Consider the following 15,482-nt stretch of genomic DNA (forward strand, 5'->3'; position numbering starts at 1 on the left):
AACGCACCGCTTGTCAAGTAAAAATCGGAGAAGTGCGTCGGCGGGGATTTGAACCCCGGTTGTGACCATGGCAAGGTCACGTGATACCACTACACTACCGACGCGCCCTGTCTGCATTCACAGATAACGAGAGACTGTTGTATAAGAGTTGCGAAAGCGAGCGGCTTCGGGAACCAGAACCACGGTACGGAACCACGACCGACGCCGCATCCGGGCCCGAAACAAAAGAAACCGCGTTATTACCTCAGTACCGATACAGCGAGACGACGAAGGGCAGTTTGTTGTACATGATCACCGCGATAGGGATGCCGACTATCGTCAGCGTCAGCAGGTAGGCGATCCCGGTCCAGAGGGCGCTGGCCCACCAGCCGACGAAGACGAACCAGACGCCACGGACGAGCAGGTTGTACTGCTCTCTGTCCGATTCGACCAGGTTCCCCTCGGGATCGGTCACGAGATCTCGCTGGGGTGATTTCAGCGAGAGCACCTTCGGGACGACGTTGATCATCTTGATCCCCAGCGGGATTCCGATGATGGTGAGGTTCAGTAGCCAGGCGATAGAGAGCCAGAGGCCAGTGAGCCACCAGCCGACGAACACGAACCAGAGGGCACGGATCACGAGTGAGGGCTCGGACCCCGAAGTATTGGACGACATCGTGTAGATGGAAAGCAGGTGCCATCAAATAACTCTTTCAGGTGTGCGTATGCGAAGAGTCGTCGACGTGTCACCGACCCGTGACACTCATAGGCAAGGATTCCGCACTCAAAACCACGGTAACCCCTCACAATACGGATGTGAACGGCTCTCACTGCCGAATCCGATCCGGCACCCTTTTAGGGTCGGACAGGAAAACATCGGCACAGTCTAGTGGCGAGGCGTCGAAGCGTCACGGCATGACAGTCAGTATACTCGTGCCGTCGTCCCTCGTCCGGGAAGCCGAAGACAAACGCGAGGCAACGCGTAAGATCGGTTACGTTGCTCGCGCGGCAACGGTATTCCGGGCGGATCGCCTGGTCGTCTTCCCCGATGGGGAGGGCGAACGCAGGTGGGGCGGCGGGTTCGTCGAAACCGTGCTGCGGTACGCCGCGACACCGCCATACCTCCGAAAGGAGGCGTGGGGGACGCGGAGCGAACTAGAGTACGCGGGCGTCCTGCCGCCGCTCCGCGCACCGTCGCAGACCGGCTCCGAATCTGACGATTCGGGGTCGACAAGACAGGGAATCGTGACCGAGGTCGGACCTGACGGGCGCGTACGGGTCAATTGCGGCTTGCAACACCCGATCTCGCTTGTCGTCCCTCCGAAAATGGAGGTCGACGAGGGAGAGCGCGTAACAGTCAGGATCTCTTCGCGAGAGCCGGTCCGTGCGAAACTGGTCGACGAGCCCATTTCGGTGCTCTCGATCCATCGCATGGACCTTTCGGAAGCGCTCGGCCGTGAGGATGCCGGTGTCCGGGTTGCGACGTCGAGGTTCGGCGAGAACCTGACGACGTCTCGACTCGGCTCACTGGCCGGACGCATCGAACGGGACGGGATGACCGTCGCGTTCGGTGCGCCCGAGAGAGGGCTTCCGGCGATGCTCGACGGGGTCACCGTCGAGCGCGTTGCCCCAGCGGGGCAACGAGAGGACGGAGAAAGCGACGAGGGCGACTCGTCGCACATCAACGTCGAACCGGGCGCACCCAGCCGGTTCGACCTCTGGCTAAATACGGTTCCGAACCAGGGCAGCAAGGTGGTGCGAACTGAAGAAGCAATCGTCGCATCGCTTGCCTGCCTAACACTCCCAGAGTGAAACACAATGCCACAACCAAGCAGACCACGCAAAGGCTCGTTGGGATTCGGCCCACGGAAGCGTGCGACCAGCGAGGTCCCACGTTTCAACTCGTGGCCGAGTGACGACGGACAGCCGACGCTTCAGGGTTTTGCCGGCTACAAGGCTGGCATGACCCACGTGGTGATGATCAACGACGAAGCCGACTCGCCCACCGAGGGAATGGAGGAGACGGTTCCGGTCACCATCGTGGAGACGCCGCCCATGCGGGCGGTTGCCCTGCGAGCGTACGAGGACACGCCCTACGGTCAGAAACCGCTGACCGAAGTTTGGGCCACCGAGTTCCATGAGGAACTCGATCGCACACTTGACATCCCCCAGGACCACGACCCCGAAGGCGCAGAGGGTCAGATCCGTGATGCCGTTGCCGACGGTCGAATCGCCGACCTGCGGATGATCACGCACACGGTCCCGAGCGACGTCAAGAGCGTTCCGAAGAAGAAACCGGACGTCATGGAGACACGAATCGGCGGCGGTTCCGTCGAAGACCGTCTCGCATACGGACTGGATATTCTGGAAAACGGTGGCGAACACACCGCAGACCAGATCTTCCGACCCGGCGAGTACATGGACGTCGCCGGTGTGACGAAAGGGAAAGGAACGCAGGGCCCCGTCAAGCGATGGGGCGTTCAGAAACGAAAAGGAAAGCACGCACGCCAGGGCTGGCGGCGCCGGATCGGTAATCTCGGCCCGTGGAACCCGTCCCGAGTTCGCTCGACGGTTCCACAGCAGGGTCAGACCGGCTACCACCAGCGGACGGAGCTGAACAAGCGCCTCCTCGATCTCGGCGACGACGACGTCACCCCCGCGGGTGGCTTCGTCAACTACGGCGAGATCGACGGCTCGTACGCGCTCGTCAAAGGGTCCCTTCCGGGTCCTCAGCAGCGCGTCCTTCGGTTCCGCCCGGCAGTGCGACCGAACGACCAACCGCGCCTCGATCCCGAGGTGCGCTACGTATCAACGGAATCGAATCAAGGATAATCTATGCAGGCTACAGTACGTGACCTCGACGGTGAGGACGCGGGCACGATCGACCTTCCGGACGTCTTCGAGACGCCGATCCGGACGGATCTGATCGAGCGCGCAGTGCTCGCCGCTCAGGCAAACCGGAAACAGGACTACGGCGCGGACGAGTTCGCCGGTCTCCGCACACCTGCGGAGTCCCAGGGTAGCGGTCGCGGTATGGCACACGTGCCACGCGAGAACGGTACTGCCCGACGCGTCCCCCAGGCCGTCAGCGGCCGCCGTGCACACCCCCCGAAGGCCGAGAAGGAGCAGGGCCTCGACATCAACGACAAGGAGCGAAAGCTCGCGACCCGCGCCGCGATCGCCGCAACGGCGGACGTGGACGCAGTCGCCGAGCGCGGTCACGAGTTCGACGAGGATCTCGAACTCCCGCTCGTCGTCGACGACGAGTTCGAGGACCTGGAGAAGACCCAGGAGGTCGTTGCCCTTCTCGAAGCCCTTGACGTGCACGAGGACGTCGAACGCGCCGACGAGAACCGATCGGTCCGCGCTGGTCGAGGAACGACCCGCGGACGGAAATACACGACACCGCGATCACTCCTCTTCGTCACGTCGAGCGAGGCTGGCCCGTCCCGAGCGGCCCGCAACATCGCCGGCGCGGACGTCGCAACGGCGACCGAGGTCAATACGGAAGACCTCGCGCCGGGCGCGAACGGAGGACGACTGACGGTGTTTACCGAGAGCGCCATCGAAGAGGTGGCTGACCGATGAGCCAGGACCGAGACGTCATCGTTCATCCCCTCGTTACCGAGAAGGCGATGAACGACATGGACTTCGAGAACAAGCTCCAGTTCATCGTCGACATCGATTCGGCGAAGCCGGATATCGCAGACGCGGTCTCCGAGCGCTTCGATGTCGAAGTCGTCAATGTGAACACACAGATCACCATGGACGGAACCAAGAAAGCGACCGTCGAGCTGGGTCCCGACGACGCAGCCGATGAAGTCGCATCGAGAATCGGGGTGTTCTGAACATGGGACGACGAATTCAGGGACAACGACGCGGTCGCGGTGGCTCCACGTTCCGAGCCCCATCGCACCGGTACAAGTCCGACAAACAGCACAAGACGCCGGAAGAGACCGATCTCGTCTCCGGCTCCGTCGTCGATATCGAACACGACCCGGCCCGCAGCGCGCCGGTCGCGGTCGTCGAGTTCGAGGACGGCGATCAGCGGATGATCCTCACCCCGGAGGGCGTCACAGTCGGTGACCGAATCCAGGTAGGTATCACCGCGGAGATCCAGCCGGGTAACACCCTTCCGCTCGCCGAGATTCCGGAGGGTGTCCCCGTCTGTAACGTCGAGTCCAGCCCCGGCGACGGTGGCAAGTTCGCCCGATCCTCGGGCGTCAGCGCCGACCTCATCACGCACGACCGCGATGCGGCTGTCGTGCAGCTGCCGAGCGGCGAGGTCAAGCGACTCGATCCCGAATGCCGCGCGACCATCGGGGTCGTCGCCGGTGGCGGACGAACGGAGAAGCCGTTCGTCAAGGCCGGCAACAAGTATCACAAGATGAAAGCCCGGGGCACGAAGTACCCCCGCGTCCGTGGCGTCGCCATGAACGCGGTCGACCACCCCTTCGGTGGCGGTGGCCGCCAGCACCCCGGCAAACCGAAGTCCGTCTCGCGGGACACCCCGCCGGGACGGAAGGTCGGTGACATCGCGTCCAGCCGAACCGGACGAGGTGGAAAAGAATAATGAGTGGATCAGAATACAGAACCGGCCGCGAAGGCGAGTTCACCTACCGTGGCCACACGCTCGACGAGTTGCAGGAGATGGACATGGACGAGGTCGCGGAACTGCTCCCCGCACGACAGCGGCGAACTATCACACGCGGTCTCGGCGTCCAGCACGAGAAACTGCTCGAACGAGCCCGCGAGACGAGCGAAGAGGAGTCCACGAACGATCCGATCCGGACGCACCTGCGCGACATGCCAGTGCTGCCCGAGTTCGTCGGTCTGACCTTCGCTGTCCACAACGGTCAGGGCTTCGAGCGCGTCGAGGTCGAACCCGAGATGATCGGGCACTACCTCGGCGAGTTCCAGTTGACCCGAACGTCGGTCGAACACGGACAGGCCGGGATCGGAGCAACCCGCTCGTCGAAGTTCGTACCGCTCAAATAACCCATGGGAATCAACTACAGCGTCGACGTCGATCCGGAGACCACCGCGAAAGCGATGCTTCGGGAGCGTCACATGAGCCACAAGCACAGCAGGGCGATTGCCCGAGAAATCAAGGGCAAGACGACCACCGAAGCGGTGGAGTACCTCGAAGCGGTTATCGACGAGGAACAGCCCGTTCCGTTCAGACAGCACAACAGCGGCGTTGGTCACCGCTCGGGAATCGACGGCTGGGACGCCGGACGATTCCCCGAGAAGGCCAGCAAAGCGTTCATCGATCTGCTGCAGAACGGCATGAACAACGCAGAACAACAGGGATTCGACGCCGAATCGATGCGCATCGAGCACGTCGCCGCCCACAAGGTCGGCGAAGTCCAGGGCCGCAAACCCCGCGCGATGGGTCGCGCGAGCGCCTGGAACACGATGGAAGTCGACGTCGAACTCGTCCTCGCCGAACCCGAGGAGGAAGGTGACGAATAATGGCTGACGAACACGAGTTCATCGAAGACGGCATGCAGATGTCCCAGATCGACGAGTTCTTCGCGGACGAACTCGGTCGAGCCGGCTACGGCGGCATGGACGTCGCCAAAACGCCGATGGGCACACAGATCGTCCTCAAAGCCGAAAAGCCCGGTATGGTTATCGGGAAGGGCGGAGAGAACATCCGGAAGATCACGACGGCCCTCGAAGAGCAGTTCAACCTCGAGGACCCCCAGATCGACGTTCAGGAGGTCGAAGAACCCGACCTGAACGCACGAATCGTGGCCGACCGACTCGCCAACGCACTCGAACGTGGCTGGTACTTCCGCAAAGCGGGCCACACCACGCTCGAACGCATCATGGACGCCGGCGCGCTGGGTGCCGAGATCGTCCTCTCCGGGAAGGTAACCGGCGCTCGGTCGCGCGTCGAGAAGTTCAACGACGGCTACATCAAGCACAACGGTGAGCCGGCAGAGACTATCGTCGATCACGGCCAGGGCGTCGCAGTGATGAAGCTCGGCACGATCGGCGTTGACGTCAAGATCATCCCGCCGGGAGCCGAGCTTCCGGACGACTTCCGTATCGAGGAAGACGCCGACGTCTCCGAACTCGCCGCCGAGGTCGAGACCGACGAGGGCGTCGAAGAACTGCTCGAAGAGCCTGAAGACGAAGAGCTCGACGAGCTCGAAGACGAGGCCACCGAGGCCGAAGCCGACGACGAAGTCGTCGAGGAAGTCATCGAGACCGACGAACCCGACGAGGAGTTCGAGGAGGTCGACGTTCCCGAGGGCGACGAAGAGATCGCCGAGGAACTCGACGACCTCGAAGAGGAAGTCGAGGAGGAAGCGGACGAACTCGTCGACGAGATGGAAGAGGAGATCGACGACGAGGAGGGTGATGCCTGATGGCGATCCTTCACGTCGAAGAGATCCGCGACATGACGCCGGCCGAGCGTGAGGCCGAACTCGACGAACTCAAGACCGAACTGCTGAACGCGAAAGCAGTCCAGGCCGCTGGTGGCGCTCCGGACGATCCGGGCCGCATCAGCGAACTTCGCCGGACCATTGCCCGAATCAAGACGATTCAGGCAGAAGAAGGCGACTTCGAAGACGAAGAATAAACGATGCCACTGACACCCGAGACACTCCCACGACACGAACTCAACGGCCTGTACGTACGGGTCGTCGATGCCCCGAACCCCGATCTGATCGGGATAGCCGGGCGTATCGTGGTTGAGACTGCAAATACGCTGCACATAGAGAGCGTTGTTCCGCAGGAACAACTGAATGAAGGCGGCAACGCCGCCGACAGCGATATCGCAGCAGACGAGTCTCGGGTGCGGCAGGTGCCGAAGCAGGGATCGATATTCGAGTTCGTGCTCGAAGCAGACACAGATGAAGCCGCCGCACCCGAGAAGGGAGCGGGGATTGCGTCCAAACTGGAGGCCGAGTCGACGGCGACTCCGTCGGAAGACGGTCGGGAAACCGACGCCGACGGCCCCTCCGGCGAGGGCGTGACCTACGTTACGGTGGATGGCTCACGATTGCTCTCACGACCCGCAGAACGCACCGAAACACGAGGTACATCACCATGGCAATTGGATTAGACGTAGAACAACCACCAGAGCCGGACGACCCGGCCACATACGATTACGAGAAGTGTCCGTTCTATGGCGATCTCGCTGTTCGAGGGCAGGTCCTCGAAGGCGAAGTCGTCTCGACGGATATGGAGAAGACCGTGATCGTCGAACGAGAGTACGACGTGAACGTTCCGAAGTACGACCGACTGATGAAGCGACGCTCCCGCATCCCGGCACACGTGCCGGGCGTGCTGGAGGGACTCAATGTCGGCGACACGGTCAAGATCGCAGAGACACGACCGCTTTCGAAGACGAAAAGTCACGTCGTCGTCGAGCAGGTTGCCGTCGAGGCAGCCGCGACGACGGGGGGGCAGTAACGATGGAAGCGATGAAAGCTGACGTGACCCAGGGCCTGGAGAAAGGATCCCTGATCACGTGTGCCGACAACACTGGCGCGCGTGAACTCAGAGTCATCAGCGTTGCCGGCTACTCGGGGACGAAGAACCGTCACCCGAAAGCCGGCATCGGCGACAAGATCACCGTCTCGGTTACCAAGGGGACGCCCGAAATGCGTCGCCAGGTCATCGAAGCGGTAATCATCCGCCAGCGAAAGCCCATCCGCCGCCCCGACGGTACGCGCCTCAAGTTCGAGGACAACGCGGCCGTCGTCATCGACGAGAACGAAGAACCGCGCGGGACCGAGATCAAGGGTCCCATCGCGCGGGAAGTCGCAGAGCGGTTCGGAAGTATCGCAAGCACGGCTACGATGATTGTATAGCATGTCACGACAACCACGCAAACAACGAAAGGAAACGGAGAACGCCTCCCTGCACGAACAGCACAAGTTCGTGCATACGACGCTCTCTTCGGAGCTCCGCGAGGAGTACGACACCCGACGCGTCCGCGTCAACGCGGGCGACACCGTCGAGGTCATGCGAGGCGATTTCGCTGGCGAAGAAGGCGAAGTCGTTCACGTCGACCTCAAAGATTCCGTCGTACACGTCGAGGACGTCACGGTCGAAACCGCTGACGGCGAAGAGGTTCCGCGGCCGCTGGACGCCAGCAACCTGCGGGTCATCGACCTCGACCTCTCCGACGACCGTCGCGAGGAGCGTCTCCAGGGTGATACCCAATGACGAACCACCAGAAACGACTATCTGCACCGAACTCCTGGCCGGTCGAACGCAAGACGGAGAAGTTCACGGTCAAGGCCGACGACGGACCGCACGGCGACGCGGGCGTTCCGCTCGTCGTCCTGCTCCGCGACGTGCTCGGCTACGCCGACTCCAAGAAGGAGGTACGGTACGCGCTCGAATCAGGGAACGTCCGCATCAACGGCGACGAGATACGCGATTACCGCCGTCCCGTCGGGATGTTCGACATCCTCGAGTTCTCCGAGCGCGAAGAGTACTACCGCGTCTTCCCCGACGAGGGAGGCCGCCTCGCACTCACCGGGATCGACGCCGACGCCGCGGGCAGCAAGCTCGGCAAGATCGTCGGCAAGCGCCAGGTCGCTGGCGGCGAGACGCAGATCAACCTCCACGACGGGCAGAACGTGCTCGTCGAGGACGCGAGCGACTACAGCGGGGACGACTCGCTGGTCGTCGACAACGAGACTGACGAGATCGTCGCACACTTCCCGTACGTGGAAGGTGCACTCGTGACCGCTGTCAGCGGACAGCACGCCGGCGACATCGGCGAGGTCGAATCGATCGAAGTGACGCCCGGCAGCGGCGACAACCGCGTCGTCGTCGAGGGCGTCGCCGGAAGCGACGCCTTCGAGACGATCGAAGAGTACGTCGTCGTCATCGACGAGAACTTCGTTGAGGGCGGACTGGAAGACGAATCGGCTGACGAAGAGGTGGACGACGATGAGTGAAGCCGAAGCCGACTTCCACGAGATGCGCGAGCCACAGGTCGAGAAGGTCGTCGTCCACATGGGCGTCGGGCAGGGTGGCCGCGAACTCGCCAACGCCGAGGAGATCCTCGAAACGGTCACCGGACACCAGAGCGTCCGGACGCAGGCCAAAGCGACCAAACCCGAGTTCGGGATCCGCCAGGGCGATCCGATCGGTACGAAGGTCACCCTTCGCGCCGACGATGCCCACGAGTTCCTGGAGACCGCGCTGCCGCTCGCCGATATCTCGGCGACGCAGTTCGACGATACCGGGAACTTCAGTTTCGGGATCGAAGAACACACCGACTTCCCGAGCCAGGAGTACGATCCGAGCATCGGGATCTTCGGACTTGACGTCACGGTCAATCTCGTGCGTCCCGGCTACCGCGTCGCCCAGCGAAAGAAGGCGACCCGGTCGATCCCCTCGAACCACCGACTCGACCCCGACGATGCAGTCGCGTTCGTCGGGTCGACCTTCGACGTGGAGGTAGAACAATGAGCGAAAGTGACAACGAGCAGACGGGCGAGCACGCCACGAAGCGCACCGGCCAGCTAGAGGAGTGCCAGCGCTGTGGCCGCAAGCAAGGTCTCGTCGGGAAGTACAACATCTGGCTGTGCCGACAGTGCTTCCGAGAGATTGCCCGAGATATGGGATTCAGGAAGTACCGATAATATGACGGCAAACGATCCGCTCAGTAACGCCCTCTCGGGGATCAGTAACGCCGAGAGTGTGGGTCATCTTACCCACGAGGTATCGCCCGCCTCGAACGAGATCGGTCAGGTGCTCGAGGTCTTCTACGACCGCGGGTACGTCGACGGCTTCGAGTTCGTCGACGACGGCCGATCCGGACAGTTCGAGGTCGAATTAAAAGGTGCCATCAACGAGTGTGGCCCCGTCAAGCCCCGCTATGCGGCGGGCGCTGACGAGTTCGAGAAGTGGGAGAAGCGGTTCCTCCCCGCTCGGGACTACGGGACGCTCGTTGTTACGACCAGTCACGGCATCATGAGCCACTACGAGGCCCGCGATCAGGGCATCGGTGGTCAGGTCATCGCGTACGTGTACTAATGACGAGAGTAGCAATCGAACTACCGGACGAAGTCAGCGCAGAGGTCGACCACCTCGAACTGACAATCGAAGGACCGAACGGCAGCGTCACACGACGCCTCTGGTACCCCGACGTGACCGTCGAGGTAGCAGACGACGAAGTCGTCATCGAGACTGACGCCGAGGACGCGAACACGCTCTCGACGGTTGGCACGTTTGAAAGCCACGTCGAGAACATGGTTCACGGCGTGCAGGACGGCTGGGAGTACAACATGGAGGTCTTCTACTCTCACTTCCCGATGCAGGTTCGGGTCGAAGACGGCGACGTCGTCATCGAGAACTTCCTCGGCGAGAAAGCGCCCCGACGAACGTCGATTCACGGGGACACCGAGGTCGACGTCGACGAAGAACTCGTGACGATCAGCGGCCCCGACAAGGAGGCCGTGGGTCAGACAGCTGCCGATATCGAACAGCTAACCCGGGTTTCGGGGAAGGACGTTCGCGTCTTCCAGGACGGCGTCTACATCACCCAGAAGCCCAGCAAAGGAGGTGCCTGATAGATGGCAGACGAACTCGAAGAACTCGAAGACATCAGCGGTGTCGGCGCGAGTAAAGCCGAAGCGCTGCGCGAATTCGGTATCACGTCCATCGAGGACGTCAAAGGCGCCAGTCAGGACGACCTGTCGGAAGTCGACGGGATCGGTAACGCGCTCGCTGCGCGTATCAAAGCTGACGTTGGCGACCTCGAAGTCGACGAGGAGGCCGAAGCGGAGGCCGAAATCGAAGACGAAGAGGCCGAAGAAGAAGTCGAGGAGGACGTCGAGACGGAGCTCCAGCCCCGCGGGCTGGCCGACAAGACGCCCGACCTCAGCGACGAAGAAGCGCGCCTGATCGCCGAGCGACGGTCGGCGAGCAAGCCCGCGTTCAAGTCGCAGGACTACCACAAGAAAAAGCGGATTCCCGAATCCTGGCGCGAGCCACGCGGCGCACTCTCGAAGCAGCGCCGCGGCATCAAGGGCAAGGGCGCATCGGTCGAGGCGGGCTACCGCTCGCCGGAAGCCGTTCGCGGAAAGCATCCGAGCGGTTTCGAGGAAGTCCGCATCCACAACGCGGACGGCCTCGAAGGCGTCGACGGTGACCACGAGGCAGTCCGTATCGCCTCGACGGTCGGCGCTCGCAAGCGCGAGCGTATCGAAGACCTTGCAGAGGAACAGGGCGTTCGCGTCCTGAACCCCACCTACGTCGAAGTGGAGGTCGAGCAATGACGGACCTGAAAGCACAGAAACGGCTCGCAGCGGACGTCCTCGACGTCGGACAGAACCGCGTCTGGTTCGACCCCGAGGCCCAGGACGAACTCGTCGACGCGATTACGCGCGACGACATCCGCGAACTCGTCGAACAGGGCACCATCACGGCAAAAGAGAAGAAAGGCAACTCCCGCGGCCGCGCTCGCGAACGCGCGGACAAGCGCGCCTACGGCCACCAGAAGGGCCCGGGCAAGCGAAAAGGGAAAGCCGGTGCTCGAGAGAACCAGAAAGACGAGTGGGCGGCGAAGGTTCGAGCCCAGCGACAGCTGCTCCGCGATCTCCGCGACGACGGGACCATCGACCCCGGTCAGTACCGGGAGCTGTACAACAAGTCCCGCGGTGGCGAGTTCCGCGACGTAGCGCGACTGGTGAACTACATCGAAAACAACTACGGCGTCGACGTCGACGCCGAAGGTGATCAGTAATGGCAACTGGACCACGATACAAGGTGCCGATGCGGCGCCGCCGTGAAGTTCGGACCGATTACCATCAGAGGTTGCGCCTACTCAAATCCGGCAAACCACGTCTGGTCGCTCGAAAGAGCAACAAACACGTGACGGCGCAGCTGATCGTTCCGGGTACTGACGGCGACGAGACGATTGCGAGCGCACACTCCAGCGATCTGGCCGAGTACGGCTGGGAAGCCCCAACGGGCAACCTCCCTGCGGCGTACTTGACTGGACTGCTCGCTGGCCAACGCGCGCTTGCGAACGACACCGAGCAAGCGGTGCTCGACATCGGCCTTAATACGGCGACAGAAGAGAGTAAAGTATTCGCAGTGCAGGAAGGAGCGATCGACGCGGGCATCGAAATCCCGCACAACGACAGCGTCCTTCCGGACTGGGAGCGTGACCGCGGCGAGCATATCGCCGAGTACGCCGAACAGCTCGACGAGCCGCTGTACAGCGGCGAGTTCGACGCCACAGACCTACCCGAGCACTTCGATACGGTGCGAGAGGAGATCCTCGAACAATGAGCGGAAACAACTACAATGGCGGCTGGGAGCCGGTAACCCGGCTCGGTCGAAAGGTACAGGAGGGCGACATCGACACGATGGAAGACGCCCTCAACTCCGGACTCCCGCTGAAGGAGGCCGAAGTCGTCGACCAGCTCCTCCCGGGGCTGGAAGACGAAGTACTCGACATCAACATGGTGCAGCGGATGACTGACTCGGGTCGCCGAGTCAAGTTCCGCTGTGTCGTCGCAATCGGTAACCGCGACGGCTACGTCGGCTACGCCGAAGGGCGCGACGACCAGGTCGGTGCAGCGATCCAGAAGGCGATCGACATCGCCAAACTGAACATCATCGACGTGCCCCGCGGCAGCGGCTCCTGGGAGGACCGCGCCGGTGGGAACCACTCGCTCGCCCGCAAGGCAACTGGCAAGGCAGGCAGCGTGAAAGTCGAAGTCAAGCCCGCACCGAAAGGGCTCGGCCTCGCCGCAGCGGAGACGCCGCGGAAGGTCCTGGAGCTCGCCGGTGTGGAGGACGCCTGGACGAAGAGCCACGGCAACACCCGGACGACGGTGAACTTCGCGAAAGCGACCTACAACGCACTGCGTAACGCAGCCGAGTCGCGCGTGCCGGAGTACACCCGAGAACAGCGTGAGGTAGTCGAATGACGCAAGCGATCATCCAACTCCGCGGTGAGGTCAACATGAACGGCGACGTGCGAGACACCATGGAGATGCTGAATCTCCACGGCGTCAACCACTGTACGCTCGTTCCCGAGACCGACACCTACCGCGGCATGATCACGAAGGTCCACGACCACGTCGCACACGGCGAGCCGAGCCACGACGTCGTCGAGGAGCTAATCCGTCTCCGCGCCGAGCCCCTCGAAGGCAGCGCGGACATCGACGACGAGTGGGTGGCGGACAACACCGACTACGACGACGTGACGGCACTCACCGAGGCGCTACTGGACGAGGAGACGAAGCTGCGAGACGAGGGCCTCTCACCGGTCCTCCGTCTGCACCCCCCACGCGGTGGTCACGAGGGCATCAAGCACCCGACCAAAGAGGGCGGCCAGCTCGGAAAACACGACAGCGAGGAGCTCGACGCACTCCTCACCGCAATGCGATAGAACAATGACTAGTAAGAAACGACGTCAGCGCGGCTCGCGTACCCACAGCGGCGGTTCTCACAAGAACCGACGCGGAGCCGGCCACCGCGGCGGCCGGGGCGCAGCCGGGCGTGACAAACACGAGTTCCACAACTACGAACCGCTCGGCAAGCACGGCTTCACACCGCCGGAATCGACGCAGGACGAGATCCTGACGATCGACGTCCAGAAGCTCGACGAGGACGCCACGCTGTTCGTGGCCGACGACGTCGCCGAGGAAGTCGACGGCGGCTACCGTATCGACGTCCGCGATATCGTCGAGGACGGCTACGAAGTCGACGCGGTCAAGGTACTGGGAGGCGGACAGGTTCGGAATCAGCTCGAAATCGTTGCTGACGCCTTCTCCGCGAGCGCTCGCGCGCTCATCGAGGAGGAGGGTGGCGACGCAGTCCTCTCGGAACGCGGAGAGGAAGACGAGGACGAACCACAAGACGTATCCCAGACTGACGAAGACGGGGAATAAGACATGGGATGGAAGGAGGCTGCTGAACCGGTCCTAACGCGGATGCCGACAGTCCGCAGACCGACTAGCCACGTGCCGTTCAAGCGAAAGCTACTGTGGTCCGGCGGAGTACTGATGCTGTACTTCTTCCTGACGAACATCGTGCTGTGGGGTCTTCCTCGGGGAGGAGAAGGAGCCGACGCGTTCGGCCAGTTCGGATCCATTCTCGCTGTCCAGCAGGGCACCCTGATGCAGGTCGGGATCGCCCCGATCGTCACTGCGAGTATCGTCTTGCAGCTACTCGGCGGCGCGAATCTGCTCGGACTGGATACGGACGACCCGCGGGATCAGGTGCTCTATCAGGGGCTCCAGAAACTGCTGGTCGTCGTGATGACGGTGCTGATGGCGATCCCGCTCGTCTGGGCAGGGTTCCTTCAGGCCAGTCCGGAAGTCGCTAACGCGATCGGGGTCCCGCTGGAAGGTGTGCGCGCACTGCTGTTCGCGCAGATCGTCCTCGGCGGCATCCTCATCCTATACATGGACGAGATCGTCTCCAAGTGGGGCGTCGGTAGCGGTGTTGGCCTGTTCATTATTGCAGGCGTCAGCCAGAAGCTCGTCGCCGGGTTCCTCAGCCCCGGTTCAGGCGGCTTCATTCCGACGTGGATCAACATCGCGCTCGGCCGTGAGGGGCCGACCGGTTCGCTGATCGGCGGCGACGGTCTCAACTTCCTGATCTTCGGTCAGGGACAGATCCTCGCGCTGCTCACGACACTGCTGATCTTTGGGATCGTCGTGTACGCAGAGAGCGTTCGGGTCGAGATCCCGCTGAGTCACAGTCGCGTCAAGGGCGCGCGTGGACGCTTCCCCGTGAAGCTCATCTACGCCAGCGTCCTGCCGATGATCCTCGTTCGGGCGCTGCAGGCGAACCTGCAGTTCGTCGGACGGATCATCGACCGGACGGCGAGTATGCCGGCGTGGCTCGGGGTCTACGACGCTAACGGACAGCCCGTACAGGGGTTCTTCTACTACGTCGCCCCCATCTACAGCCCGGAAGACTGGATGTGGTGGACGGAGGCCGTCGCACAGGCTCCCGCAAACATCATGATCCGCGTGGGCGTCGACCTGTTCGTGATGATCGTCGGCGGGGCGATCTTCGCGATCTTCTGGGTCGAAACCACGGACATGGGCCCGGAATCGACCGCGAAACAGATCCAGAACTCCGGGATGCAGATCCCCGGGTTCCGCCAGAACGTGGGCGTCGTCGAGAAGGTCATGGAGCGGTACATCCCGCAAGTGACCGTTATCGGCGGTGCACTCGTCGGAATCCTTGCGGTCGGCGCGAACATGCTCGGCACCATCGGTGAAGTCACCGGAACGGGGCTGCTGCTGACGGTCTCTATCACGTACAAACTGTACGAGGAGATCGCCGAGGAGCAACTCATGGAGATGCACCCGATGATGCGGAACATGTTCGGGAAGTAAGCGAGCAGTCCGCAACACCATTTCTTGCGCGGAATACCGCCGAGAGCCACGGACGATCAGCAGTGCGTACGCACGACGAACGGAGTCGGCCGGCAGCGAGTACCCCGTGCCGACACAAAGGACTAATAGATATCCTCCGGAAGCAAAACCCAA

Annotated in this window: 25 protein-coding genes, 1 tRNA gene and 1 pseudogene; 25 read left to right on the top strand and 2 right to left on the bottom strand. The window is 62.5% G+C overall.

What is annotated here, in order from left to right:
* Positions 1-33 precede the first annotated feature (33 nt).
* Both ACFQL3_RS03240 and ACFQL3_RS03245 read right to left on the bottom strand, forming a co-directional pair.
* Positions 34-104: transfer RNA gene (locus tag ACFQL3_RS03240), tRNA-Gly, on the bottom strand.
* Positions 105-244: 140 nt separating this feature from the next.
* On the bottom strand, positions 245-655 hold the full coding sequence (locus ACFQL3_RS03245) for a YccF domain-containing protein (protein ID WP_377051341.1): 411 nt from the start codon (positions 653-655) through the stop codon (positions 245-247).
* 239 nt (positions 656-894) lie between these two features.
* On the opposite strand from ACFQL3_RS03245, the gene ACFQL3_RS03250 reads away from it, so the two are divergent.
* From ACFQL3_RS03250 to secY, 25 genes and pseudogenes are all read left to right on the top strand, one after another.
* On the top strand, positions 895-1,791 hold the full coding sequence (locus ACFQL3_RS03250) for a putative RNA uridine N3 methyltransferase (protein ID WP_377051343.1): 897 nt from the start codon (positions 895-897) through the stop codon (positions 1,789-1,791).
* Between the two features lie 6 nt (positions 1,792-1,797).
* Complete coding sequence (locus ACFQL3_RS03255; protein WP_377051345.1) at positions 1,798-2,811, top strand: 50S ribosomal protein L3; 1,014 nt, start codon at positions 1,798-1,800, stop codon at positions 2,809-2,811.
* A gap of 3 nt (positions 2,812-2,814) precedes the next feature.
* Positions 2,815-3,567: a 50S ribosomal protein L4 gene (rpl4p, locus tag ACFQL3_RS03260; RefSeq protein WP_377051347.1), complete on the top strand. Its 753-nt coding sequence runs from the start codon at positions 2,815-2,817 to the stop codon at positions 3,565-3,567.
* Complete coding sequence (locus tag ACFQL3_RS03265; RefSeq protein ID WP_377051349.1) at positions 3,564-3,827, top strand: 50S ribosomal protein L23; 264 nt, start codon at positions 3,564-3,566, stop codon at positions 3,825-3,827. The genes rpl4p and ACFQL3_RS03265 overlap by 4 nt, the downstream gene beginning before the upstream one ends.
* Before the next feature lie 2 nt (positions 3,828-3,829).
* A complete protein-coding gene (locus tag ACFQL3_RS03270) occupies positions 3,830-4,552 on the top strand; it encodes a 50S ribosomal protein L2 (protein WP_377051351.1) in 723 nt (240 codons plus the stop codon).
* Entirely contained in the window at positions 4,552-4,977 is a 426-nt protein-coding gene (locus tag ACFQL3_RS03275; protein ID WP_377051353.1) for a 30S ribosomal protein S19, read from the top strand. The genes ACFQL3_RS03270 and ACFQL3_RS03275 overlap by 1 nt, the downstream gene beginning before the upstream one ends.
* A 3-nt stretch (positions 4,978-4,980) precedes the next feature.
* The gene (locus ACFQL3_RS03280) at positions 4,981-5,454 is read left to right on the top strand and encodes a 50S ribosomal protein L22 (RefSeq protein WP_377051355.1); all 474 of its coding nucleotides are present in this window, start codon (positions 4,981-4,983) and stop codon (positions 5,452-5,454) included.
* Complete coding sequence (locus ACFQL3_RS03285) at positions 5,454-6,359, top strand: 30S ribosomal protein S3 (protein WP_377051357.1); 906 nt, start codon at positions 5,454-5,456, stop codon at positions 6,357-6,359. Before ACFQL3_RS03280 ends, ACFQL3_RS03285 begins: the two co-directional genes overlap by 1 nt.
* Positions 6,359-6,574, top strand: a complete 216-nt coding sequence (rpmC, locus tag ACFQL3_RS03290) for a 50S ribosomal protein L29 (RefSeq protein ID WP_377051359.1) — start codon at positions 6,359-6,361, stop codon at positions 6,572-6,574. The genes ACFQL3_RS03285 and rpmC overlap by 1 nt, the downstream gene beginning before the upstream one ends.
* Before the next feature lie 3 nt (positions 6,575-6,577).
* Complete coding sequence (locus tag ACFQL3_RS03295; protein WP_377051361.1) at positions 6,578-7,060, top strand: ribonuclease P protein component 1; 483 nt, start codon at positions 6,578-6,580, stop codon at positions 7,058-7,060.
* Positions 7,045-7,392, top strand: a pseudogene (locus tag ACFQL3_RS03300) (30S ribosomal protein S17); the annotation flags it as partial. The gene ACFQL3_RS03295 and the pseudogene ACFQL3_RS03300, both read left to right, overlap by 16 nt.
* A gap of 20 nt (positions 7,393-7,412) precedes the next feature.
* Positions 7,413-7,811, top strand: coding sequence for a 50S ribosomal protein L14 (locus ACFQL3_RS03305; protein WP_377051363.1), 399 nt, complete (start codon positions 7,413-7,415; stop codon positions 7,809-7,811).
* Position 7,812: 1 nt separating this feature from the next.
* Positions 7,813-8,169, top strand: coding sequence for a 50S ribosomal protein L24 (gene rplX / locus ACFQL3_RS03310; protein WP_377051365.1), 357 nt, complete (start codon positions 7,813-7,815; stop codon positions 8,167-8,169).
* Positions 8,166-8,912, top strand: a complete 747-nt coding sequence (locus ACFQL3_RS03315) for a 30S ribosomal protein S4e (protein WP_377051367.1) — start codon at positions 8,166-8,168, stop codon at positions 8,910-8,912. Before rplX ends, ACFQL3_RS03315 begins: the two co-directional genes overlap by 4 nt.
* A complete protein-coding gene (locus ACFQL3_RS03320) occupies positions 8,905-9,429 on the top strand; it encodes a 50S ribosomal protein L5 (protein ID WP_377051369.1) in 525 nt (174 codons plus the stop codon). The genes ACFQL3_RS03315 and ACFQL3_RS03320 overlap by 8 nt, the downstream gene beginning before the upstream one ends.
* Entirely contained in the window at positions 9,426-9,602 is a 177-nt protein-coding gene (locus tag ACFQL3_RS03325) for a 30S ribosomal protein S14 (protein WP_377051371.1), read from the top strand. Before ACFQL3_RS03320 ends, ACFQL3_RS03325 begins: the two co-directional genes overlap by 4 nt.
* Position 9,603: 1 nt before the next feature.
* A complete protein-coding gene (locus tag ACFQL3_RS03330) occupies positions 9,604-9,996 on the top strand; it encodes a 30S ribosomal protein S8 (RefSeq protein WP_377051373.1) in 393 nt (130 codons plus the stop codon).
* Positions 9,996-10,532, top strand: coding sequence for a 50S ribosomal protein L6 (locus tag ACFQL3_RS03335; RefSeq protein WP_377051375.1), 537 nt, complete (start codon positions 9,996-9,998; stop codon positions 10,530-10,532). Before ACFQL3_RS03330 ends, ACFQL3_RS03335 begins: the two co-directional genes overlap by 1 nt.
* Positions 10,533-10,535: 3 nt before the next feature.
* Positions 10,536-11,240: a 50S ribosomal protein L32e gene (locus ACFQL3_RS03340; protein ID WP_377051377.1), complete on the top strand. Its 705-nt coding sequence runs from the start codon at positions 10,536-10,538 to the stop codon at positions 11,238-11,240.
* On the top strand, positions 11,237-11,707 hold the full coding sequence (locus ACFQL3_RS03345; RefSeq protein ID WP_377051380.1) for a 50S ribosomal protein L19e: 471 nt from the start codon (positions 11,237-11,239) through the stop codon (positions 11,705-11,707). The genes ACFQL3_RS03340 and ACFQL3_RS03345 overlap by 4 nt, the downstream gene beginning before the upstream one ends.
* Positions 11,707-12,258, top strand: coding sequence for a 50S ribosomal protein L18 (locus tag ACFQL3_RS03350; RefSeq protein WP_377051382.1), 552 nt, complete (start codon positions 11,707-11,709; stop codon positions 12,256-12,258). The genes ACFQL3_RS03345 and ACFQL3_RS03350 overlap by 1 nt, the downstream gene beginning before the upstream one ends.
* Positions 12,255-12,902, top strand: coding sequence for a 30S ribosomal protein S5 (locus tag ACFQL3_RS03355; RefSeq protein WP_377051384.1), 648 nt, complete (start codon positions 12,255-12,257; stop codon positions 12,900-12,902). The genes ACFQL3_RS03350 and ACFQL3_RS03355 overlap by 4 nt, the downstream gene beginning before the upstream one ends.
* A complete protein-coding gene (gene rpmD, locus ACFQL3_RS03360) occupies positions 12,899-13,366 on the top strand; it encodes a 50S ribosomal protein L30 (RefSeq protein ID WP_377051386.1) in 468 nt (155 codons plus the stop codon). Before ACFQL3_RS03355 ends, rpmD begins: the two co-directional genes overlap by 4 nt.
* Positions 13,367-13,370: 4 nt before the next feature.
* Positions 13,371-13,868: an uL15m family ribosomal protein gene (locus tag ACFQL3_RS03365; RefSeq protein ID WP_377051388.1), complete on the top strand. Its 498-nt coding sequence runs from the start codon at positions 13,371-13,373 to the stop codon at positions 13,866-13,868.
* 3 nt (positions 13,869-13,871) lie between these two features.
* Positions 13,872-15,329 carry a preprotein translocase subunit SecY gene (gene secY / locus ACFQL3_RS03370; protein ID WP_377051390.1) on the top strand — a complete coding sequence of 486 codons (1,458 nt, stop codon included), beginning with the start codon at positions 13,872-13,874 and terminating at the stop codon, positions 15,327-15,329.
* Positions 15,330-15,482 lie beyond the last annotated feature (153 nt).

It is taken from the genome of Natronoarchaeum sp. GCM10025321 (genome assembly GCF_042663585.1).
GTDB lineage: Archaea > Halobacteriota > Halobacteria > Halobacteriales > Natronoarchaeaceae > Natranaeroarchaeum.